Source organism: Blautia sp. SF-50 (assembly GCF_900101315.1).
Classification (GTDB): domain Bacteria; phylum Bacillota; class Clostridia; order Lachnospirales; family Lachnospiraceae; genus Blautia_A; species Blautia_A fusiformis.
Window position 1 is genome coordinate 157,226 of sequence record NZ_FMUW01000001.1, and the last position, 23,964, is coordinate 181,189.

20 protein-coding genes are annotated in these 23,964 nt (G+C 45.8%); 4 read left to right on the forward strand and 16 right to left on the reverse strand.

Annotation, left to right across the window (positions count from 1 at the left end; genetic code table 11):
- Window positions 1-61: 61 nt before the first annotated feature.
- The 4 genes from BLP57_RS00755 to BLP57_RS00770 form a co-directional block, all read right to left on the reverse strand.
- Complete coding sequence (locus tag BLP57_RS00755) at window positions 62-856, reverse strand: GTP pyrophosphokinase (RefSeq protein ID WP_242872531.1); 795 nt, start codon at window positions 854-856, stop codon at window positions 62-64.
- 205 nt (window positions 857-1,061) lie between these two features.
- Complete coding sequence (locus BLP57_RS00760; RefSeq protein WP_092068522.1) at window positions 1,062-1,421, reverse strand: P-II family nitrogen regulator; 360 nt, start codon at window positions 1,419-1,421, stop codon at window positions 1,062-1,064.
- Between the two features lie 54 nt (window positions 1,422-1,475).
- Window positions 1,476-2,714, reverse strand: a complete 1,239-nt coding sequence (locus BLP57_RS00765) for an ammonium transporter (protein WP_092068756.1) — start codon at window positions 2,712-2,714, stop codon at window positions 1,476-1,478.
- Between the two features lie 234 nt (window positions 2,715-2,948).
- Window positions 2,949-3,674, reverse strand: a complete 726-nt coding sequence (locus BLP57_RS00770) for a TraX family protein (RefSeq protein ID WP_242872532.1) — start codon at window positions 3,672-3,674, stop codon at window positions 2,949-2,951.
- Window positions 3,675-3,901: 227 nt separating this feature from the next.
- Between BLP57_RS00770 and nudC the strand changes: the two genes are divergently transcribed.
- Window positions 3,902-4,738, forward strand: coding sequence for an NAD(+) diphosphatase (gene nudC / locus BLP57_RS00775; protein ID WP_022426711.1), 837 nt, complete (start codon window positions 3,902-3,904; stop codon window positions 4,736-4,738).
- A 205-nt stretch (window positions 4,739-4,943) separates the two neighbouring features.
- Here the strand turns inward: nudC and glgP are convergent, their stop codons facing one another.
- Entirely contained in the window at window positions 4,944-7,211 is a 2,268-nt protein-coding gene (gene glgP, locus BLP57_RS00780; protein ID WP_092068525.1) for a glycogen/starch/alpha-glucan family phosphorylase, read from the reverse strand.
- A 215-nt stretch (window positions 7,212-7,426) separates the two neighbouring features.
- Window positions 7,427-8,344 (reverse strand): AraC family transcriptional regulator, encoded by a 918-nt coding sequence (locus BLP57_RS00785; protein WP_092068528.1) that lies wholly within the window; start codon window positions 8,342-8,344, stop codon window positions 7,427-7,429.
- A gap of 285 nt (window positions 8,345-8,629) precedes the next feature.
- On the opposite strand from BLP57_RS00785, the gene BLP57_RS00790 reads away from it, so the two are divergent.
- Together BLP57_RS00790 and BLP57_RS00795 are read left to right on the forward strand one after the other, a co-directional pair.
- Window positions 8,630-9,844 carry an iron-containing alcohol dehydrogenase gene (locus tag BLP57_RS00790; RefSeq protein WP_092068531.1) on the forward strand — a complete coding sequence of 405 codons (1,215 nt, stop codon included), beginning with the start codon at window positions 8,630-8,632 and terminating at the stop codon, window positions 9,842-9,844.
- Window positions 9,845-9,914: 70 nt separating this feature from the next.
- The gene (locus tag BLP57_RS00795) at window positions 9,915-11,294 is read left to right on the forward strand and encodes an aldehyde dehydrogenase (protein ID WP_092068534.1); all 1,380 of its coding nucleotides are present in this window, start codon (window positions 9,915-9,917) and stop codon (window positions 11,292-11,294) included.
- Window positions 11,295-11,351: 57 nt separating this feature from the next.
- On the opposite strand, the gene BLP57_RS00800 is transcribed toward BLP57_RS00795, so the two are convergent.
- The 8 genes from BLP57_RS00800 to trpE all read right to left on the reverse strand — a co-directional run bounded on the left by BLP57_RS00800 (window position 11,352) and on the right by trpE (window position 20,394).
- On the reverse strand, window positions 11,352-13,445 hold the full coding sequence (locus tag BLP57_RS00800) for a glycoside hydrolase family 3 C-terminal domain-containing protein (protein ID WP_092068537.1): 2,094 nt from the start codon (window positions 13,443-13,445) through the stop codon (window positions 11,352-11,354).
- Between the two features lie 184 nt (window positions 13,446-13,629).
- Window positions 13,630-14,403, reverse strand: a complete 774-nt coding sequence (gene trpA / locus BLP57_RS00805; RefSeq protein WP_059086055.1) for a tryptophan synthase subunit alpha — start codon at window positions 14,401-14,403, stop codon at window positions 13,630-13,632.
- On the reverse strand, window positions 14,396-15,580 hold the full coding sequence (trpB, locus tag BLP57_RS00810) for a tryptophan synthase subunit beta (protein ID WP_015527286.1): 1,185 nt from the start codon (window positions 15,578-15,580) through the stop codon (window positions 14,396-14,398). Before trpB ends, trpA begins: the two co-directional genes overlap by 8 nt.
- Window position 15,581: 1 nt before the next feature.
- Window positions 15,582-16,229: a phosphoribosylanthranilate isomerase gene (locus tag BLP57_RS00815; RefSeq protein WP_092068540.1), complete on the reverse strand. Its 648-nt coding sequence runs from the start codon at window positions 16,227-16,229 to the stop codon at window positions 15,582-15,584.
- 107 nt (window positions 16,230-16,336) lie between these two features.
- Complete coding sequence (trpC, locus tag BLP57_RS00820) at window positions 16,337-17,131, reverse strand: indole-3-glycerol phosphate synthase TrpC (protein ID WP_092068543.1); 795 nt, start codon at window positions 17,129-17,131, stop codon at window positions 16,337-16,339.
- Between the two features lie 129 nt (window positions 17,132-17,260).
- Window positions 17,261-18,274, reverse strand: coding sequence for an anthranilate phosphoribosyltransferase (gene trpD / locus BLP57_RS00825; protein WP_092068546.1), 1,014 nt, complete (start codon window positions 18,272-18,274; stop codon window positions 17,261-17,263).
- A gap of 57 nt (window positions 18,275-18,331) precedes the next feature.
- Window positions 18,332-18,910 (reverse strand): anthranilate synthase component II, encoded by a 579-nt coding sequence (locus tag BLP57_RS00830; protein ID WP_092068549.1) that lies wholly within the window; start codon window positions 18,908-18,910, stop codon window positions 18,332-18,334.
- Window positions 18,907-20,394 carry an anthranilate synthase component I gene (trpE, locus tag BLP57_RS00835; RefSeq protein WP_092068553.1) on the reverse strand — a complete coding sequence of 496 codons (1,488 nt, stop codon included), beginning with the start codon at window positions 20,392-20,394 and terminating at the stop codon, window positions 18,907-18,909. The genes BLP57_RS00830 and trpE overlap by 4 nt, the downstream gene beginning before the upstream one ends.
- A gap of 530 nt (window positions 20,395-20,924) precedes the next feature.
- Between trpE and BLP57_RS00845 the strand changes: the two genes are divergently transcribed.
- A complete protein-coding gene (locus tag BLP57_RS00845; protein WP_015527292.1) occupies window positions 20,925-21,602 on the forward strand; it encodes a GTP pyrophosphokinase in 678 nt (225 codons plus the stop codon).
- 17 nt (window positions 21,603-21,619) lie between these two features.
- On the opposite strand, the gene BLP57_RS00850 is transcribed toward BLP57_RS00845, so the two are convergent.
- Window positions 21,620-22,603: an AraC family transcriptional regulator gene (locus tag BLP57_RS00850; protein WP_092068556.1), complete on the reverse strand. Its 984-nt coding sequence runs from the start codon at window positions 22,601-22,603 to the stop codon at window positions 21,620-21,622.
- A gap of 214 nt (window positions 22,604-22,817) precedes the next feature.
- The gene (locus BLP57_RS00855) at window positions 22,818-23,885 is read right to left on the reverse strand and encodes a substrate-binding domain-containing protein (RefSeq protein WP_022427045.1); all 1,068 of its coding nucleotides are present in this window, start codon (window positions 23,883-23,885) and stop codon (window positions 22,818-22,820) included.
- Window positions 23,886-23,964 lie beyond the last annotated feature (79 nt).

Consider the following 23,964-nt stretch of genomic DNA (forward strand, 5'->3'; position numbering starts at 1 on the left):
ATGCAGTAATTTTACAGTTTTGTCATAAAACAGGCATTCTGATCTCACATTCACTGATTGTTCAGATTTTTTCAATTTTATTTCGTAGTTCCAGCATTCTATGGTCCAGATTTGCAATTTCTTCTGCATATTTTTTTAATTCTGCTTCAATTTCCGCATTGTCTCTTTTTTTATAATACAACTCATATTCTAACACAGACCAGTAATCCATCGCAATGGTCCGAAGCTGTATTTCCACCAGTTCTTTCTGTTCACCTTCCGCAGAGTAGATAGGTACTTTCACGATCAGATGAAGACTTTTGTAGCCGTTTTTCTTTGGATTTTTAATGTAATCCTTTATCCGGACGTTCTCGATATCCTTCTGCATTTCCAGGGATTCTGCAACCTGGTAAAGCTCATCCTCAAACGGACAGACTACACGGATGCCTATGAGATCCTTCAGATTTTTTCTGGCTGTCTCGAAATCCGGTTCCAGGCCTTTTTTCAGAAGTTTTGCGTAAATACTTTCCGCACTTTTGATCCGACTGGTAGTCTGACTGATCACAGTACGTTTTTTCTGCCCGGAAAGCTCTGCATTGATCATCTTCAGTTTTGCCATAAGGATATCGATGGCCGCCTTACAGCGGAGGCGGTAGTCCGGATCCTTGATGTAGCTTGCGATGGCTGCTGTTTTTTCTGCTGTCAGTTTCTGATTTTCTGGTTCTATTGAATCCGGAACTCTGCTCTGCTCTGACTTCTGAGCCGGAGCATCCATTTTTGGATTCTCCTTCTCCTGCTCTTCTTGGTCCTGTTCGAATCCATCTTTAATAGATTTCTGTTTTTTTCTTATTTTTTTCTTTGATTTCTTTTTTGTCATGTCTGCCTTATCTATTATTTTTAGTTTTCGTGTACATCTTATATATTATACCGGCCACATGCTGTTTTTCATCAAATCAACGTAAGACTATTGTTAAACCTGTGGTAAAAAAGTCCTCCGAAAAATCTCAAGATCATATCTCCTGATATCTCTGCGACTTCCCGAAGGACTCTTTCACACATAATTTACATATTAATAAAACAATTTACAGAAATTCCGACTGCAGCGCATCGTATCCGGTCTCACCTGTACGGATACGAACAGCGTTACGGATCTCGTAGCTGAATATCTTACCATCGCCCGGATCACCGGTGAATGCTGCTTTCTGAATGGCATCAATAACTTTAATCTCCCAGTCTTCTGATGATACTACAATCTCAAACTTGATCTTCGGTTTCAGAAATACATCGATCTTGGAACCACGGACATATTCTGTATAGCCGCGCTGTGTTCCGCAGCCCATGATCTGGGTTACTGTAAAACCGTTAACCTGGATCTCATTTAACGCTGCTTTGACATCTTCCATTTTTTCTTCTCTTACGATTGCTTCTATTTTAATCAACATACTATAATCTCCTCTTTAACACCATCATTCACATTAACAGGAAATGGACTCTTATCAGTCAAATCCATTAAATGACGGATATGCATTCTCTCCATGCTGGGATGCATCCAGACCGACCATCTCTTCCTTCGGATCTACACGAAGCGGTGTAAAGATCCGCACGATCCCGATACAGATCAGCGTTCCCACAATGGCAACCGCAATGGTGATCACAATACTCAATACCTGCGCCAGGAACAGACGATGATCTCCAAACACAAGGCCATCCCATTTTGCAACAGAGTTAATGGAAGTTTTTCCGAAGAGACCTGTTGCGATTCCTCCCCAGATACCACCGATACCATGGCAGCCAAAAGCATCCAGGGCATCGTCGATCTTCAGCTTCTGTTTCAGAAGGATCACAGTAAAGTAACAGATCGGGCTTACCAGGATCCCAATGATAAAGGATGCCCATACCGGTACGAAACCAGCTCCCGGTGTAATGGCTACCAGTCCGATAACAAGACCTGTGGATGCACCAACCAGTGTCGGTTTTCCCTCGCGGATCACCTCGATCAGCATCCAGGTCAGCAGTGCGCAGGCAGAAGAAATGCTGCTGGTCATAAAGGCATGTGCCGCAAGGCCGTCTGCCTTCAGCGCACTTCCTGCATTAAAGCCGAACCATCCGAACCACAGCATAGCTGCTCCGAGAAATACAAATGGGATATTGTGTGTGCGATAGGTTGCTTTTGCATAGCCTCGTCTCTGTCCAAGATAAATGGCAAGAACCAGTGCACTGACACCGGAACTGATATGTACCACATTTCCTCCTGCAAAGTCCACAGAGCCAATGGCTGCCAGAAATCCACCGTCTCCCCAGACCATATGTGCCATTGGATAATACACGATCAAAGACCAGATCGCAATAAAGAAAAACAGCGCCTTAAAACGCATTCTTCCAACCACGGCACCGGTGATCAATGCCGGTGTGATCATGGCAAACATCATCTGGAACGCCACAAATACCAGATGCGGGATCGTATCCGCATAAGGTCCCGGCTCCCAGCCTACGCCATTCAGCGCAAACCAGCGAAAATCTCCGATGATCCCGCCATGATTTCCTCCAAATGCCAGCGAATATCCAAACAATGTCCACATAACTACGGACAGTCCCATGATCGCCCCACAGGCCATCATGGTATTTACCACATTTTTCCTGCGGACCAGTCCTCCGTAGAAAAACGCAAGCCCAGGTGTCATAAAGAACACAAAGGCTGTACAGATCAGCATAAAGCCGGTATCTCCTGCATTCATCATTCATTTCCTCCTCAATTCCCTCAATTATTCTGCAACGCAAAAAGCGCCTGGAAACTCAATTTCCAGACGCCTTTGTCATGTCAGTTAGCATAGCAGATAATTTGTGGGTTTTCAAGAGTTTTTTCGCTATTTTTCTGTTTTCTTACAGAATTACTATGTTTTATGTGGATATGAAATTTATTTTCGGCAATCTATCCGGTTATAAATATTGGAGAGATTTTATTTTATCTCTTACTGTACTATAACACGGACTATGCTCAGAATCAGCAGATGTGCCGGATAAAAGATATAGAAAAACCACTTGGAAAACTTCGGTGCTTTTTCGGATTTTTTGCCATTATAGAAGCACAGGATGATGATTCCTGATGCCACGATCCCTGCTGCCGAAAACAGAGCATGGATCATTGCCGGTCCGGCTGCCATTTTTTCCACGTAGGAGCTGTAGTTAAACAGCACAAAAAGGGCAGCACCGACTCCGTACGCTGTTATCATCCTCTTCCTGTTCCCCCAGCTCTCATGGAACCAGATGGTAAAAACCGGTGCCAGGATTGCCCAGTCCGAACAAACGGATAGTAAAAGAAGCAGGATCAGAAGTGGAATTCTCCATTTACTTGCCATCATCCTTTCCTGAACAACCAGGATCATAAAACAGATAAACAGAGTAAAGATCATATTCAGCTGTGAATTCCCAAAGGCTATCATATAGGGAACCTGGGAGATTCCGGCAAAGATCAGAAGCCTTTCACCGTATTTTCTCCTGGAATGTGTATAGTAAAAACCTTCCACAAGAAAATAACACATGGTAATGGCTGTGAAGTAGCCAATGTCTATAAACACTTCCCACAGGATCGTGTTTTCCGGCAGAAGCACGTTGGCGATATGATTCAGAAGCATGGTAAAAATTGCCAGATATTTAATGGCATCCCGGGTCAGTCCCGGCTTTTCTGTTGTTGGCATGATCTTCTCCTTCTGTGCAGAAAAATTTTCAGACCTTTCACATCTTCTGCACAATATAATACATTTATCTTACACTGATTTTCTGACTCATACAACTTTTTTTGTTATTGCTGGAGTTGCCTTTTTCTTAAGGTAAGCTTATACTGTAGAAAGCGTGCTGTATTTTATATGGCAAAACTTCTCAGCAAACACTGTAAAACAATAAATTCGGAAAGGAATTATCGATCATGATCCAGGATATCGCACCACATACCTATCACAATGAGTACAAACCTGTGGCCCCGGATAAAGAAAGCCACATCCTCGCCTATGAAGAAGGAAAGATCCTTATGAAAAAAGATGGCGAGACTATGACTCTTCCAAGCTTTGGAGAGCTGGAAGGAAAAGTTGAAAACCTCTATGAGAATTATATCTATCTTTTCTCCATTGACGAAGAGCATTTTTATCTGATCCCGGATCTTGACACCAGTCTCCTTCCTGGTTATCAGTTTGAGATCACAAGAGTTCTCCGCACAGCGGAGCCACAGTATCTGGCTTTCGCAGGAATCACCGGATATCAGCTCTTTCAGTGGTACAGCAAGCGCCGTTTCTGCGGCTGCTGCGGAAAACCGATGGTACATGATAAACATGAGCGCAAGATGATCTGCCCTGCCTGTGGAAACGGTGAATATCCGGTGCTTTCTCCGGCTGTGATCGTAGGCGTTACCAACGGTGACAAGCTGATCCTCTCCAAATATGAGGGCCGAAATCACACCCGCTACGCCATGATCGCAGGTTTTGCCGAGATTGGTGAGACCATCGAGGAGACCGTTCACCGTGAAGTTATGGAAGAGATCGGCGTAAAGGTCAAAAATCTCCGCTACTACAAGAGCCAGCCATGGTCCTTCTCCGGAACCCTTCTGTTTGGCTTCTACTGTGATCTGGATGGCGACGACACTCTGACTGTAGACCACGATGAGCTTTCCATGGCCTCCTGGTTCAACCGGGAAGACATTCCGGATGAAGGAGATAATATCAGCCTTACCAAGGAGATGATGATGGCATTTAAGCATGGAAAAGCCTGAAATATCGCTTGCCTGATTCCGTAAACAATTTTTCGCAACCAATTTCACAAAAAAACACCGGCCATTCATCTGTACCATGTCCTGTCCAGGCTGCCAGATCATCTCTGACATCTCAGCCCCAGTACATATTCCGATGAATGCCGGTGTTTTTATTTTCTATTTTTCTATTTTTCTTTCGAGCCGGAGCAATCTGCCTAAAACCGTTTTATTTCTCCGGTGTCAGATGCCAGATATCTCTGTTGTACTCTTCGATGGTTCTGTCTGAAGAGAAGTATCCTGCTTTTCCGATATTTACAAGCATTTTCTCTGCCCATGCGGTTCTGTCCTCATAATCGAGCAGTGCCTGATCTTTCACCTTCGCATAATCCTCGAAGTCAAGAAGAGTCATGAACCAGTCTTTGCTTACGATCTCATGATGCAGTCTTCTTAAATGCTCCTCACTTCCAATAGAAAGAAGCTCGTTTCCTACGATAAAGTCTACTGCACGACGGATGCGCTCGTCTTTCTCATAAAAATCTCTGGAGCAGTAGTCAGCCTTTTCATAGTGTTCGATAACCTGCTCACTGGACTCTCCGAAGATATAGATATTATCCTTGCCTACCAGCTGGCTGATCTCCACATTTGCACCATCCATGGTTCCCAGTGTTACAGCACCGTTGAGCATGAACTTCATGTTTCCTGTTCCGCTGGCCTCCTTGGAAGCAAGAGAGATCTGCTCGGAGATATCGCAGGCAGGGATCAGCTTCTCTGCTGCACTTACGTTGTAGTTTTCCACCATAACAACTTTCATGTACGGGGAAACCTCCGGATCATTGTTGATAAGCTCCTGTAAGCAGAGAAGCAGGTGGATAATATCCTTTGCGATAACGTATGCAGGAGCTGCCTTTGCACCGAAGATAAAGGTTACCGGGCGCTGCGGCTTCTCGCCTGCTTTGATCTTCAGGTAACGGTCAATGATGTAAAGTGCGTTCAGCTGCTGACGTTTGTACTCATGAAGACGTTTGATCTGGATATCATAAACACTGTGTGTGTTGATCTCTTCACCTGTGTTGGCTTTGATAAACTCCGCACATCTCTTCTTTGCATCCTGCTTGATCTTAAGGATATTTGCAAGAACGTCCTGATTTCCCTTGAAGCCAAGCATCTTGTCAAGCTCAAAGGAATCCTTGCGGAAGCCGTCACCGATCATGGATGTGATGTACTCTGTCAGCGGATGGTTGCAGTGAAGGAGCCATCTGCGGAAGGTGATTCCGTTTGTCTTGTTATTGAATTTCTCCGGATAGATCTCATAGAACTGATGAAGCTCTGTCTCCTTCAGGATATCGGTATGAAGGGATGCAACACCGTTGATAGAAAATCCGTAGTGTATGTCCATATGTGCCATGTGTACCAGGTCGTTCTTGTCGATGATGGCAAGATTTTCCTGCGGATATTTTGCTTTGATACGCTCGTCCAGCTTGCGGATGATCGGCATCAGATGCGGAACAACCTCCTCAAGATAGGAGATCGGCCATTTCTCAAGTGCCTCTGCAAGAATGGTATGGTTGGTATAAGCGCATACATGAGATACGATCTCGCATGCCTCCTCGAACTCGATTCCACGCTCTGTGAGGAGACGGATAAGCTCCGGAATTACCATACTCGGATGTGTATCGTTGATCTGGATCACTGCGTAATCGGCAAGGTCATGAAGATTGCAGCCTTTTGCTGTTGCTTCATCCAGGATCAGCTGTGCCGCATTGCTTACCATGAAGTACTGCTGATAGATACGAAGCTTTCTTCCTGCATCATCGCTGTCATCCGGATACAGGAACAGTGTCAGGTTGTGGAGCAGATCCCTCTTATCAAAGGAGATTCCCTCGCCTACAATGCTCTCATCTGCAATATCAATATCAAAAAGGCGAAGCTTGATCGCTTTGTTCTCATAGCCTGCAACATCAATATCATACAGTGTGGATTTCAGCATAAAGCCCTTAAACGGCACGTAATAGGAAACGCCTGCATCTGTAAGCCAGCTCTCCGGCTGGATCCACGGATTCGGTGTCTCAAACTGAAGATGATCCTTAAACTCCTGTTTGAAAAGTCCGAGGTGATAATTAAGTCCGATTCCTTCTCCCGGAAGTCCCAAAGTTGCGATGGAATCCAGGAAGCAAGCTGCCAGACGACCAAGTCCGCCGTTTCCGAGAGATGGCTCCGGCTCGATCTCCTCGATCATGGAAAGCTCTTTTCCGTTTTCTTTAAGATATTTCGCAACTTCATCATAAACGCCCAGATTGATCAGGTTGTTGGAAAGAAGCTTACCGATAAGGAACTCTGCGGAAATATAATAAATTTTCTTTTTTCCATCCTGGTAGCCGCGGCCCTTCAGCTGCTCCTTTGTCCAGGAGAGAAGTCCATGATAGATTTCCTCATTTGTACAATCTTTTACATTTTTGTTATATTTGTCTTCAAATACTTTGCTTAATGTTTCCATTTTGATCTCCTTTCATGGATCTTGATGGGATGAAATATGTTTTTACAAGGTTGTTTGCTTTGTTTTTGATGATATTAGGATATCACGCATTTCTTTTCAAAAATATAACAATCCTGTCATGATATGCAAGATATTTGTCAGACTGTTTTTCACTTTTTACTGTAGCTCTGCATAAAAACATAACCGGTACATATGCGGTTGTTTCGGGATCTGTCTCAGATCTGTCTCATACTCTTCCTGTACTTATGCGGTGAAACCTTATTGGACTGCTGAAATTTCTTTATAAAATAACTTGTACTGTTAAATCCCACCTGCATGGCGATCTCCGTCACAGGTGCATCGGAATGCGTAAGAAGATACTTCGCCTTCTCCATACGGAAGTCATTGATGTATTCCACCAGGGTTTTTCCCGTATACTGGCGGAAAAGCTTCATAAAATAATACTCACTGTAATTGGAAAGTCCGGAAAGCTCTGAAACAGTAAGATTCTCCTGGTAGTGAAGGCTGATATGATCCAGCACTTTCTTTACTGCTGCAAGGCTCTTGTTCTGCTCTGTGCTTACCGGGATAATATAATGCTTCGTCAGCATCTCATAAAAGAAATCAAAGAACAGCATTTTCAACTTCACATAGAAATATGGCTTCTTCTCCGTATGACAGTCATGGATCTCCAGAAAAATTTCCCGTAGCTTCTCATATCCGGAATCTCCTTCTTCTATATGATGGCAGAATTCTGCCTTGTTTTCTATTAATGGTGATACCACACATTCCTGGCAGATATCTCCCGGCTGACCTGCAAGGAAGCCCAGGCTGAAAACCACACTCTTATAATAAAGAGGCTTCTTAAGATCCGTGCGCATACTATGGAGAACTCCGCAGTTCACGATCAGGATATCCCCCTTTTTCAGGCGGATGCTCTCCCGGTTCAGTCTGGCAAAGCCACTGCCTTTTTCAATATACATGATCTCCATCTCACTGTGCCAGTGGTCATACAATGCATGAAAGATCTCACAGTTCGCCATATAGGTTTCCACCGGCAGCTCAAAGGAACCGTGAGGGCTTAATTCTTTTAAATTATCATCCACTTCGGATACATGAAGAGGATTTTTTGCGGATGTGTCTGTTTCTGGCATGATTTCCTCCGTGATCAATATCTATCCTGCGGACATTTGCCTTCCGCTGGATATCCAATCCTTGCATAATGATTCTGTTTGACTCCCTTAGTGTAAAGGATATTTACAACCATGACAATATTATATTTTCCTGTTTTCTTTTTTATGACGTTACGGTTACTCTGTTCTCAGCAACACGCTTCGCGATGCACTTCCATAAACGGCAACCTTGACTTTTCCCCTTCCAACTGCTATATATAATATTTAGAATAAAATAATTTGACTTTAAAAGGAACGAAAACTACCATGAATCCATTAAAAAAAGCTTACTGCCGGGTTTTCCAGAATGTCTTTAAATTCGCCCTTCCACTGCTTCCTTACCGCAATCCGAAGATCATCGGAAGCGTCAAAGGTATTCCGGAAGTTCTGGAAAAAAGAAACTATAACAATGTACTCATCATCACAGATGCAGGGATCCGAAGCCTTGGCCTTACAGAAAGGCTGGAGCAGACACTGAAGCGAAGCTGCATCTCTTACCACATCTACGACAAAACCGTTGCCAATCCAACAACCGTCAATGTGGACGAAGCCCTTCACATGTATCTGGACAATGACTGCCAGGCGATCATCGGCTTCGGCGGAGGTTCCAGTATGGACTGTGCAAAAGCCACAGCAGCCCGCATTGCCAAGCCACACCAGTCTCTTGCTCAGATGAAGGGAATCCTGAAGATCCACAAAAAGCTTCCTCTTCTCATCGCCATCCCCACGACTGCAGGAACAGGAAGTGAAACAACACTTGCTGCTGTCATTACCGATGCAGAAACACGGCACAAATATGCCATCAACGATTTTCCGCTGATCCCACGCTACGCAGTCCTTGACCCGAAAGTGACTTTAAGCCTTCCGCCGTTTATCACAGCTACCACCGGCATGGATGCCCTGACTCACGCGGTGGAAGCCTACATTGGAAATTCCACTACACCTGGCACAAGAAAAAATGCCCTGGATGCTGTCAGACTGATCTTTGAAAATCTGGATACCGCCTACACAGACGGCAATAATATTGAAGCAAGACGAAATATGCTCCGCGCCTCCTATTTCGCAGGCTGTGCCTTCACCAAATCCTACGTTGGATATGTCCACGCAATTGCACATTCCCTCGGCGGAAAATATAATGTTCCACATGGGCTTGCCAATGCAGTGATCCTTCCTATGGTACTGGAAACATACGGAGATTCCATCACTCACAAACTCCGCAACCTTGCCGTAACTGCCGGTCTCTGCGATAAACATGAGGACGATAAAACTGCTGCCCGGATGTTTATTGATGCAATAAAAGATATGAAAAAACGCTATGGCATCGGAGACTATATCCCGGAAATCCAGGAAACGGACATCCCGGAGCTTGCCCATTACGCAGATAAAGAAGCCAATCCTCTGTACCCGGTTCCTGTGCTGATGGATGCCGGCGAACTTGAGACACTGTATTACAGACTGATGCCTCCGGCAGGCAATTGCTAAAACAGCCATTGGCATAGAAAGATTTTTTCGATATTTCGAATACAGTTTTTTCAGAAAGGACTACAATTCCATGGAAAAAGAACAGATCAACCAGCTTTTAGATAAACAGCGCCAGTACTTCTACTCCGGCGCAACTCTTGACCTTGATTTTCGCATCAGCGCCCTGAAACGTCTCCGCGCTTCCATCCGGAAACACGAAGATCAGATCCACGCCGCGCTGAAAAAGGATCTGGGAAAAAGTAATTTCGAAAGCTATATGTGTGAGACCGGACTGGTGCTCTCCGAGATCACACATATGCTGAAAAATATCCGCTCCTACGCAAAAGAACAGACCGTTCCGACTCCACTGGCACAGTTCCATTCCCACAGTTTCCGCAAACCATCCCCCTACGGTGTTGTTCTCATTATGAGTCCGTGGAACTATCCGTTTCTTCTCACCATAGAACCACTGGTAGACGCCATTGCAGCCGGAAACACAGTCATCCTGAAACCAAGTGCCTACTCACCGGCAACAAGCGAAGTGATCCGTCTTCTCATCCATGAATGTTTCGATGAAAAATACGTTGCAACTGTCACAGGCGGACGTGCGGAAAACACACATCTTCTCAGTCTGCACTTTGATTACATCTTCTTCACGGGAAGCCAGTCTGTAGGAAAAGAGGTCATGAGAAAGGCTTCCGAACACCTCACACCAGTCACTCTGGAGCTGGGTGGAAAAAGCCCCTGCATCGTGGACAAAACAGCCAATCTCCGCCTTGCGGCAAAACGTATCGTATTCGGCAAGTTCCTGAACTGTGGCCAGACCTGCGTGGCTCCGGACTATATCTACTGTGATCCGGAGATCAAAGAAGCCCTGGTCGCAGAGCTTCGCAGACAGATCACACGCCAGTATGGAAAAGAACCACTGAAGAACCGGAATTATGGAAAGATCATCAACGAAAAGCATTTCGACCGTATCAACAGTCTGATCGATCCTGCCAAAACTGTCTGCGGCGGTGGTTCCAACCGTGAAACACTTCAGATCGAGCCGACGGTTCTTGATAACGTAACCTTCGAAGATCCGGTCATGCAGCAGGAAATCTTCGGTCCGGTACTTCCGGTCCTTACCTATGACTCTCTCGGAGGTGCTGTAACAAAGATCAATTCCATGGCACATCCGCTGGCTCTTTATATCTTCACCGAAGATGAAAAAAATGCCCGGGAAGTTACTTCCCGATGTGGTTTCGGCGGTGGCTGTATCAACGATGTCCTCATACATCTGGCAACCAGCAATATGGGCTTCGGCGGCTTTGGTGAAAGCGGCATGGGATCCTATCATGGCATCGACGGCTTCCGGACATTCTCTCATTATAAGAGTATTGTAGATAAAAAAACCTGGATCGATCTTCCTATGCGGTATCAGAAATATCGGAAGATTTATGAAAAAATGGTACGGTTGTTTATGCGGTAGATATGAAGGGAGGGCGCTGCCTGATGCATCGCCCTCCTGTTACTTTAGATTTTCTTATTATTTTTCCCAGATGATCTTTACCGGCATGATCCCGGTCAGTTCTTTGCTTTTTTCATCCGGCTGGCTGCAGCCTGCATAAATTTCAAATTTCTTTCCTTCTTCCATCCGTTTTCCTGTTTCATCTACTACGGTGAATGCTTTTTCCCATATTGGGATTTCTATTTTCCGGCATTCTCCCGCCTTCAGGAATATCCGCTGAAAACCGGCCAGCATCGGATTGGGAATGGCATTTTTGCTGTCGATATTTTTTACATAGATCTGAACAACATCCTCTGTATCATATGCGCCGTTATTCTGCACTTCTACCTCCACGTTTATCTTCTGTCCACATGTTTTGACCTCAGCTTTATCTACTGCCACCTTACTGTACGTCAGACCATATCCAAAAGGAAACTGTGCTTTTCGTTCCATATAGCGATATGTTCTGCCTTTCATGGAATAATCGGTAAAATCCGGAAGTTCTTCCAGGCTTTCATAAAATGTCACCGGAAGTTTTCCTGATGGCGAGATTTCTCCAAACAGTACCTTTGCCGCTGCCTTCCCGCCCTGGCATCCAGGGTACCACAGCATCATGACTGCATCAAATTTCTCTGCCGCATATTTCAGATTAAGGTCACTTCCTGCCAGCAGACAGAATACTACCGGTTTTCCGGTATCTGCGATCGCTTCCATCAGTTCTCGCTGTACTCCGGGAAGTTCAATATCTTCTTTATCTCCCGATACATAGCTGTTTCCGGTGTCTCCCTCTTCCCCTTCCAGTGTCTCATCCAGTCCCATACATAAGATCACCACATCGCTGTTTTCCGCAACCACCTTTGCTTCCGCAATACGATCTCTGGTAAACGCAAGGTGCTCCGTCCGGTCTCGGAACAGATCACAGCCTCTGGAAGTAAGGATCCTTACATCGTCTCCCACATAATCCTGGATGCCTTCCTGTATGGTAATATACCTGGAAGCTGTCCCGTGATAATTGCCGATCAGCGCCTGCCTGCTGTCCGCATTTGGTCCGATGATCCCTATTGTTTTCAGTTTTTCTTTATCAAGCGGAAGAATCCCATTATTTTTCAGCAGAACAAAGCTTTTTTCCGCTGCTTTCTCCGCTGCATCCAGATGCCTGGGAGATTCCACCTCCAGATAGGAGATATTGTCATATTCGCTTCCATCAAACAACCCCAGCAGATACCTTGTGGTAAAAAGCCGCACTGCTGCCCGGGTTATGGTTTCTTCTGTGACAAGCCCCTTTTCGTATGCCTTCATAATGTGAAGATAAGTATTTCCACAATTCAGGTCACAGCCATTATTAATAGCCAGTGCTGCAGATTCAACGGCTGTATCCGTTACCATATGGTGTTCGTGAAAATCACGGATCGCCCAGCAGTCTGATACAAAATGCCCCTGAAATTTCCATTCGCCTCTGAGTTTTTTCTGTAATGTGGGACTTCCGCAGCAGGGTTCCCCGTTTGTCCGGTTATAAGCTCCCATAACCGCTTCTACTTTCGCTTCTTTTACCAGACCTTCGAATGCCGGCAGATACGTTTCTTCCATATCTTTTGCGGATGCTTCCGCATCAAATTCATGACGGAGTGCCTCCGGCCCGGAATGTACTGCAAAATGTTTGGCACAGGCTGCTGCCTTCATTGTATCCCCATTTCCCTGAAGTGCTTTTACAAAGGAAACTCCAAGTTCTTTTGTAAGATACGGATCTTCCCCATAAGTTTCATGGCCTCTACCCCATCGTGGATCACGGAAAATATTGACATTAGGAGACCAGAACGTCAATCCCTTATAAATATCTCTGTCACCGTTTACGGAATATGCATTATACTTTGCTCTGCCCTCTGTTGCCACGATACCGGCCATCTCTGCCACACTTTTCCGGTCAAAAGCTGCCGCCATTCCGATCGCCTGTGGAAAAACCGTTGCCTGCCCTGCTCTGGCAACACCGTGAAGTCCCTCATTCCACCAGTTATACGCCGGAATTCCCAATCTTTTTATTGCAGGTGCATCGTACCTTAACTGACTGGCTTTTTCCTCCAGAGTCATCCTGGCAACCAGCGCTTCTGCTTTCTTCTTTGCTTCTTCCCGATTCATCCCCAATTTCCTCCTCACCTTTTTTTATATCATCTATCATTTGGTCTCTGACTGTCAAGTAGATATTTCCTGCAATTTTTCCGGCCTCTGTTCAGAGCAGAAAAAAATCTGCTTTACCCTTTCTTTGGGATAAAGCAGATTTTTATTACACTTTGTGATCTGTGTTGCGATTTCAGCCGGGAACTTATCTGATCGCATCCTTCATCTCTTTCACATAAGCCTTCACCTTCGGCACGCAGTCTTTGCCGTAGGCACCACAAAGCTTCACGATCGCAGATCCTACAATGGCACCGTCTGACTGATCTGCCATTTTTTTTGCCTGCTCCGGTGTGGAGATTCCGAATCCTACTGCACATGGAATGTCTTTCTGAGCTTTTACTAATTTCACCATAGCTCCGATATCTGTGGTAATGCTGGTACGCATTCCTGTTACACCAAGGGAAGATACGCAGTAAACAAAGCCTTCCGCCTCTTTTGCGATCATGGCGATCCGCTCATGGGAGGTCGGTGCGATCAGGGAGATCAGGTCAAGGCCGTACTGTTTGCACACAACATCAAACTCTTCTTTTTCCTCAAACGGAACATCCGGAAGGATCAGTCCATCCATTCCAACTTCCGCTGCTTTCTTGATAAAACGCTCTGTTCCGTAAGAAAATACTACGTTTGCGTAGGTCATGAATACCATTGGGATTTTTGTATTTTTACGGATTTTTTCTACCATTGCAAAAACTTTATCTGTAGTCACGCCGCCTGCAAGTGCCCGGACATTAGCTTCCTGGATCACAGGTCCCTCTGCGGTAGGATCTGAGAACGGGATCCCAAGCTCGATCAGATCTGCTCCTGCTTCTTCCATTGCATAAACCAGCTGCTCTGTTACCTCCAGAGACGGATCTCCGCAGGTTAAAAAAGGAATAAATGCTTTTCCGTTTGCAAATGCCTCTGTAATTCTCTTATTCATGAATATCCTCCCCTCTGTAGCGGGCGATTGCCGCACAGTCCTTATCTCCACGTCCTGAAATAGTAACTACCATGATCTTGTCCTTTCCAAGTGTCGGTGCGATCTTTTTCGCATAGGCCACTGCGTGAGCACTTTCGATCGCAGGAATGATTCCTTCTGTTCTGGAAAGATATTCAAAAGCCTCTACTGCTTCGTCATCTGTAACAGGAACGTACTCTGCTCTTCCGATATCATAAAGGTGTGCATGCTCCGGACCTACACCCGGATAATCAAGACCTGCGGAGATGGAGTATACCGGTGCGATCTGTCCGTATTCATCCTGGCAGAAGTAAGATTTCATACCATGGAAGATTCCAAGACGACCGGTTGCGATGGTTGCCGCAGTCTCCGCAGTATTCACGCCACGTCCTGCTGCCTCACAGCCGATGAGACGAACGTCTTTGTCCTCAATGAAATTGTAGAAGGTTCCGATAGCATTGGAGCCGCCGCCCACACAGGCCAGGACAACATCCGGAAGTCTGCCCTCTTTTTCCAGCATCTGTTCTTTGATCTCCTTGGAGATCACGGCCTGGAAATCACGTACGATGGTCGGGAACGGGTGCGGGCCCATAACAGATCCCAGTACATAATGGGTATCTGCAATACGGTTTGTCCACTCACGCATGGTCTCGGAAACGGCATCCTTTAAGGTTGCGGTTCCGCTTGTAACTGCATGGACCTTTGCTCCGAGGAGACGCATTTTATATACGTTCAGAGCCTGCCGCTCGGTGTCCTCTTTTCCCATAAATACCTCACATTCCATTCCCATCAGTGCTGCTGCGGTTGCAGTTGCAACACCGTGCTGGCCGGCTCCTGTCTCTGCGATGACACGGGTCTTGCCCATTTTTTTTGCCAGGAGCACCTGACCAAGTACGTTGTTGATCTTGTGGGCTCCTGTGTGGTTTAAGTCTTCTCTTTTCAGATAGATCTTGGCTCCGCCAAGGTCCTCGGTCATATGTGCCGCATAGTAAAGACGGGATGGTCTTCCTGCGTATTCATTGAGAAGCTCTGTGAGCTCACGGTTGAATTCCGGGTCGTTTTTGTAATGGTTGTATGCTTCCTCAAGCTCCAAAACAGCGTTCATCAGTGTTTCCGGGATGTACTGTCCGCCATGGATGCCGAATCTTCCTTTTGACATGTTATATTTCCTCCTTTATGTTCCTTACTGCGTATACTGCTTCTAATATTTTATTCGGGTCTTTGTGACCGTCGGTTTCTACACTGCTGCTTAAATCTACTGCCCAGGGGTGAAGCAGATGTATGGCCGATTCCATATTTTCACAGCCCAGACCTCCTGCCAGAAACCAGGGACGTTTGATCGCCGGTACCAGACTCCAGTCGAAAGTTTCTCCTGTTCCTCCTGCGCCCTGATCCAGCAGAATATAGTCTGCTTCCGAACGGATCGCTTTCTTTATATCTGCTTCTGTTTTTATGGAAAAAGCCTTTATCAGAAGCTGGTCTGTCATGGTCTTAAGCTGTCTGATATAATTCTCGTCCTCCTGGCCGTGAAGCTGTGCCAGTGCGATGGTTCCTTCGTTTAAAAGCTGTGCGGGAAGCTCCACCGGTGCATTGACGAATACGCCTACCGGCAAAATGCTCTCATCCAGTTCTTCCTGGAGAGCCTTCAATTGCTCCACGGTAACGTTTCTTCTGCTTTTTGGGAATTCTACAATGAATCCTGCAAAGTCCGGTTTTGCTTCGTTAACTGCCTGGATATCTTCCGGACGGGTCAGGCCGCAGATCTTGATTCTGGTTCTGCTCCCATGTTTCAACTGTTGTTCTCTCATATTCAGTCAATCCTGCCCTTTCTGTCTAACCCTGCACCTTCCTGTTTTGTTGCTATTTGCTACTGGTCAGCTCTGTTACTTATTTACTCTATTCTTTCGTTTGGCCTTTATACAAGCGCTCCACCGTTCAGATTTTCCAATGCAGCTTTCTTATCCGGGCTTCGCATCAGGGTCTCACCGATCAGGACTGCACCTACCCGGTTTCTTTCCAGGATAACGATATCACCTGCGTTTTTGATTCCGCTCTCAGACACAAATACCACATTGTCCGGTGCCAGGTTTCGAAGACGGATGCTGTTATTCATATCAACCTTAAAAGTTTTCAGGTCACGGTTGTTTACACCGACGATCTTTGCACCTGTCTTTAATGCTCTTGCCACTTCATTCTCGTCATGAGCTTCCACCAGTGCATCCATTCCCAGAGTTTCTGCAAGCTCTCGGTATTCCAGGAGTTCCTGGTCATTTAAGATAGCACAGATCAGAAGTACAGCCGATGCACCGAATGCTTTTGCCTGATAGATCATGTACTTATCCACCGTGAAGTCCTTCCGAAGGACCGGAATATCCACTATTTCTGTGATCTCACGGAGATAAGTGTCACTTCCCATGAAATAAAATGGCTCTGTGAGGCAGGAGATCGCAGATGCACCTGCTGCCTCGTATTCTTTCGCAATTTCCAGATACGGAAATTCCGGTGCGATCAGCCCCTTGGAGGGGGAAGCTTTTTTTACTTCACAGATGTAAGACATACCCGGCTTTTTCAACGCTTCCAGAAAGGACGGCTGCTGTGGTGCTTTTTCTGCCAGGGTTTTCAGCTGATCCAGGGAAAACTGACGTTTTTCCTTCCGGATACGTTCTCTTGTTTTTTCTGCGATTTCCTCCAGAATGTTTTTTTCGCTCATTCTTTGTTTGTCTCCTTGATATTTCAGTTCAACTCTCATTCGGCAATTTCAAGAAGTCTGACAGATTAATGTTTCCGTTCATATCTCTTCCGATAGGGATTGCCGATTTCTCTTCTGCCGCTATTATTTTCAAATCTCGTTACTTAATTTGATGAATTCCTCAAGCTTGGCAGCAGCTGCACCACTGTCGATCAGATCTTCAGCCTTTCTTACGCCGGCTTCCAGGCTCTTCGCCTTTCCTGCGATATAAAGTGCTGCACCTGCGTTCATGCAGACCGCCTGACGCTTCGGGCCTTTTTCGGTTCCGTTTACAATGGCTTTTGTGATCTCTGCGTTCTCTGCCGGTGTGCCGCCTGCCAGATCTTCTTTGCTGCAGCGTGTATAGCCGAACTGCTCCGGTGTGATCTCATAGGACTGGAACCATCCATCCTTGATCTCGCACACAGAAGTCGGTGCGCTCATGGAGATCTCATCCAGCTTATCCTGCCCGAAAACTACCATTCCGCGGTTCACGCCAAGCTTCATCATAACCTGTGCCAGCGGCTCTACCAGAGACTGGTCAAAGACTCCCATCAGCTCCATGTTTGCACCTGCCGGGTTGCTTAATGGTCCGAGGATATTAAATACCGTGCGGATTCCCAGCTCTTTACGGATCGGTGCCACATATTTCATGGCAATATGATAATTCTGGGCGAACAGGAAACAAATGTTGATCTTTTTCAGGATCTCTGCACTTTTTTCCGGCGGGATGGTGATCTTTACGCCAAGTGCTTCCAGAACATCTGCTGCACCGCTCTTGGAAGATGCTGCACGGTTTCCGTGTTTTGCTACCGGAACGCCACCTGCTGCGATCACAAGAGAAGATGTCGTGGAAATGTTAAAGGAGTTTGCTCCGTCACCACCGGTTCCTACGATCTCCAGAACATTCATATCGTGGAGAAGCTTGATGCAGTGTGCACGCATTCCGGCTGCTGATGCAGTGATCTCATCAATAGTCTCTCCTTTCAGGGAAAGTGCAGTAAGGTAGGATGCCATCTGTACCGGTGTTGCCGCTCCGTCCATGATCTCATTCATTACGGCTTCTGCTTCGTCATATGTAAGATCTTCTTTTTTTGAAAGCTTGATGATTGCTTCTTTGATCATTGTTGTTTCCTCCTGTTCTGTAACGATTCTATCTTTTATGGATTGCTGTTCTCTGTCTTATCTGTCTCTGATAACCTTCATAAAGTTCTCGATCATTGTTTTTCCATCCGGTGTCATAACAGATTCCGGATGGAACTGTAATCCGAATATCGGATATTCTTTATGCTCCAGTGCCATCACCTCTCCGTCCTCAGACTCAGCGGTAACAACCAGTTCCTCCGGTAAGGTATCCCGGATAGCTGCCAGTGAGTGATATCTGGCTGCCGGAAAAGTTTCCGGAAGTCCTTCAAACATCCGGCTCTTTCCAACTTTATGTATCTCTTTCTGCTTTCCGTGCATCAGCTCTTTTGCGTAGGATACTGTCCCTCCGAAGGCTTCACAGATGGACTGATGTCCAAGGCAGATACCCAGGATCGGCAGCTTGTCTTTGAAATATTTTATGGATTCAATACAGATTCCCGCATCCTCCGGTTTTCCCGGACCAGGGGAAAGGATCAATGCCTCCGGCTTCATGGCCTCCAGCTCTTTGATGGTCACTTCATCATTTCTTACCACTTTGATATCCGGCTCCACAGAACCGATCAGCTGATAAACATTGTAGGAAAAGCTATCATAATTATCGATCAGTACTATCATTCCAGTCCCTCCTGTGCAGTTTCGATTGCCTGTACAACGGCTCTTGCCTTGTTGCAGCACTCCTGAAATTCACTTTCCGGAATACTGTCTGCTACGATCCCTGCTCCTGACCGGATACAGATCTCACCGTTTTTCTTATAAACCAGGCGAATGGCAATACAGGTATCCAGGTTTCCGGCAAAATCCAGATATCCGATAGCACCGCCGTAAATGCCTCGCTTGCTCTGTTCCAGTTCCTGGATGATCTGGCAGGCACGGAATTTCGGTGCTCCGGAAAGTGTTCCTGCCGGAAGGATGGCATCCACTGCATCCACCGCATCCCTGTCATCCCGGATCTGGCCGGTAACTGTGGAACCAATATGCATCACATGAGAAAAACGCTCGATGCACATATATTTTTCTACGTTCACGGTACCGATCTTACTGATCTTTCCGATATCATTTCGCCCAAGATCCACCAGCATGTTATGCTCGGCACGTTCCTTCTCATCAGCCAGGAGTCCTTTTTCCAGCGCCAGGTCTTCTTCTTTTGTCTTGCCTCTTGGTCTTGTTCCTGCAAGCGGGAAGGTACTTAATTCTGTTCCTGCAAGCCTGGCAAGTGTTTCCGGGGAGACTCCTGCAATCTCAATATCATCACTGGAAAAATAAAACATATACGGCGAAGGATTGGTAGCCCTGAGAACACGGTATGTATCAAACAGACTTCCCTCTGCTTTCGCTCGCATCGGATTGGAGAGCACCACCTGGAAAATATCTCCTTCGTGTATGTAATGCTTCGCTTTCTCAACCATCTCACAGTATTTTGCTTTCGGGAACTGCGGCTCAATGGAAGATTTCAGTTTCAAAGACGGAAATTCCTTCTGTTTTCCGTTTCGGATCAGATCTGCCATCTCTTTTAATTTTGCTTCCGCCTTCTGATAGGAATTTTCCGGATCATCCGTCATCACACCGGTGATCAGAAGCACCTTCTGTCTGTAATGGTCAAAGGCGATCACCTGGTCAAAAAGCATCAGATCCATGTCCCGGAAATCCTGTACTGTCTCGTCGGTAAGCTTCAGCTTCGGCTCGCTGTACTTAATATAATCGTAGGAAAAATATCCTACCAGACCTCCGGTAAAGGTCGGCATATTTTCCAGCACCGGGCTTTTGTATTCTTTCAGGATCTCCCGAATAGCATCTCCCGGATGCTTCACCTGCTGTACGGTTTTTTCTTCAGTTCCGTCCTCATGGATTCTGCGGATCTGAAGCTTTCCGTCTGTACAGGTGATCTCCATGGATGGCTCATATCCCAGGAAGGAATAGCGTCCCCATACCTCTGTCTGGCTGGCACTTTCCAGAAGATAGCAATGTCTGCTGGCTGTGCGTAAGGTCCTCATGACTTCTACGGGTGTATAGCGGTCGGAATACAGCTCTCTGCATACAGGGATTCGCCGGTATTCGCCTGACTGTGCGAGTTCTTTGATTTTTTCTAATGTTGGATACATATACAGGCCCTCCTGAGTTTTTCATTCCTTACCGGAGGACGGGACATTCGTGATCTGCATTCGCTGCTTGCTCATGAAATCAAGAAAAGCCCGTCTCCGACAGAATCTGGTTCTGTCAGGGACGAGCTCTAAATTCAAAATCACCCGCGGTGCCACCCTGATTCACGGTCTGACCCGTGCACTTGGCGGAATACCTTCATATTCCCGGCAACTGACGTATGCCCTCACGTCACAGAATACTTGATATCCGAAAATATCTTTCCCTGTGCCCTCTGCGGTCCATTTGATAAACTGCCTCTCGACCCGGCTCTCACCCTCCCGGACTCTCTGTGCGCGCATGAATATCTTTATCTCCGCTTCAACGGTTTAGTGGTTTAGTGGTTTACTCAATTAAATTTTTTCTATAAAATAGCACAGCTTTTCTGATATGTCAATACAAAAGTTGAAAAAAATATCATTTTGTTCTATAATTGTATAAAAGTAATTGTTATAAATATCACATAAGAAAGGAGTTTCACCAGAAAAACACTATGGCTGAAAGAAATACAAACACCTGGCTGGATACCCCCGATCCACAGGTTTTTATCAAAAATTCCGCAAAATTTAATGATCTGATGATGATGTATCGATGTACGGTCCGTGAGGTACGCACCAAGCTGGAAGTCCTCAACGATGAATTTTCATTGGAATATAAACGTAACCCGATCTCCTTCATCAAAACAAGGATCAAAAAGCCGGAAAGTATTTACAAAAAACTCAAAAAGCTCGGCTATGAGTTTACTGCGGAGAATATTCAGAATCAGCTGAATGACGTGGCAGGCATCCGTGTTGTCTGTGCCTTTATCGATGATATCTACACCATTGCAGACCTGATCACCAGGCAGGATGACATTACCGTCATCCAGGTAAAAGACTATATCAAAAATCCAAAGCCAAACGGCTACCGCAGTTATCACATGATAGTGGAAATCCCCGTATTCTTCTCCAAGGGAAAAACTCCCATGCGTGCAGAGATCCAGATCCGTACCAACGGTATGGATTTCTGGGCAACTCTGGAGCATCAGCTGCGTTACAAGCAGAATATCGAAGAAATGGACGGTTATGAGGATGTCAGCAATGAACTGCTGAACTGCGCCCGCACTGTGATCGATATGGATAACGAAATGCAGCGGATCAAAAACAAGATCGGACAATTCCATGATATTTAAAAAAACAGGTGAGGCTGTTACAGCCTCACCTGTTCTTTCTCACTGTTTTTCACCCGGAACGCCCGTGGTGTCATGTGATAATGTTCCTTGAATACCCGATGAAAATAACTGTTATTTTCATAGCCTACAGCCGCAATGATGTCACTGACAGGCAGATCTGTTTCACACATCAGCTCTACAGCCTTGTTCAGACGTTTTCTCTGAAGAAGTTCCTTGAAATTAAACCCTGTGCTTTTCTTGATCATCTTACTGAGGACATGCATGGGAAGATGCAGACGACCACAAAGCTCCGTCAGCGTAGCAGTCCGGTATTTCTGTTCAATATAATCCAGTGTTGTCATAGAGATCATATTTTCGTACTGATTGGGCAGACGCATCTCCACATACTGCACCGATTCTATCAGATACATGAATATCAGGCCCATTGTGGTCTGATTGATCCGCTCTCTGTTCTCCTCACCGTTTACAAGAGAATAGATGATATTTTCCAGAAGATTCTGGATCTGCAGCACTTCCGCAACCTTAAAATGAAGATATTCCCCACGCTCTTCATCCTGTCGCAGGACATTCACCAGAAAATCTGCCAGCATATTGTCATTGCCCGCCATGGAATAGGCCACATCAAAAAACTCCGGCAGCACCATAAAATTGATCGCAATATCATTCTGCCCCGCTTTCAGAATCTCATGCTTCGTAAACTGATTGAGAAAAAGCAGCTCGCCTTTGTTAACTATGACTTTTTTTCCGTCAATGATATTAGTCAGAGATCCCTCACACACATACAGCACTTCCACAAAATTATGCCTGTGAGCCGGAAAATACACAAAACGGGTGTGTGTACGCACAGCGATCAGCCTGCCTTCTTTCAGCATTTTACGGCTGTCCACAGTAAAGTCCCGACCGGATGTGTAGAGATCTCTATCCACCTCTGCTTCTCCATCCAGGATTTTTCTCTCTTCCTCTGTGATCTTTCTCAGCTGATCCAGTAATGCCTGCTGCATGTGTTTTGCTCCTTCATCTGTTCATGGTTTTCTATTCTGCTGTCCTCATTTTAACACCGCAGCCATAAGAGTACAACCAGAATCAAAAGACTGAAATTTTTTCGGAAACCTTCTATACACCAAATTCAAATATACGAAACAAGGCGGAGTCCGAAGACTCCGCCTTGTCCCAAAAGGATTTATCATATGATTATACAGTCAATCTGAGGATTGATTAGTACAGCTTAGCCATCTCCTCGATGTTGCTTGTATCGAATTTCAGAGGTGCACCAAGAACAACCTCTGTACCGCCGTCATCTGCCTCTGTTACTGTGTAGTCACCAAGGTCACCAGCTGTGAATTTGTCATCTTTAGCACCTGTGATGTCTTCGTTGATCAGAGCGATTGTTGTGTAAGCACTGAGTTTTCCAAGGCCCTGCATATCCCACAGATAGAAGTATGGGCAGGAATGAGAATCATCATCACCTGTGTACTCCTGCATCTCGGATGGAAGTCCAAGACCTGTCAGCTTGCAGGAAGATCCGTTATCCTGAAGATATTTAGCAGCTGCTGCGATACCAACTGTTGTAGGTGCGCAGATAACCTTCAGATCCTTGTAGTTCTGAAGAAGAGCTGCTGTCTGGTCTGTGGATTTCTGCGGCTCATCATCACCGTATACAACGTCTACAAGCTCAAGCTTGCTGTATTTGTCATCGCCTTCCATGATGGTCTTCATCGCGTCGATCCATGCGTTCTGGTTAGCGGACTGAGATGTAGCGGAAAGGATAGCGAACTGTCCCTCACCACCGGAAATATCAAGAACTGCATCCATAAGTGCCTGAGCAACTTCTTTTGTACCAGCCTGGTTTACGAAAATCTCACGGCTGTCTTTGTTCGGTGCGGAGTCGAAGGAAGATACCTTGATTCCCTCATCCATAGCTTCCTCAAGCTTAGCCTGAAGAGCGTTAACATCGTTAGCGGAGATACAGATTGCATCGAAGTCCTGAGAAATCAGGTTGTCAAGAACCTTGATCTGCGCATCAGCTGTAGCTGTCTCAGGATAAACGACCTGAACCTCGCCGCCTTCAGCCTCTACTGTCTCCTGGAAAGATTTCGCTGCGATCTCGAAGAATGCATTACCGGCTGCTTTACCAACCAGAGCGATCTTTTTGCCTTTTGCAGAATCGCCAGCTGCTGCTTCTGTCTTAGTATCTTCGGATTTGTCATCTGCTGCAAGAACCGGGCAAACTGTACCAAGAACCATTGCTCCACAAAGGATTGCGCTAATTACCTTTTTTTTCATTGTTGTTCCTCCCTATAAGAATATAATTTTTTTATATGCTACTGCCTCCGCTACACCAATGGAGGCAGCTAACAATCAT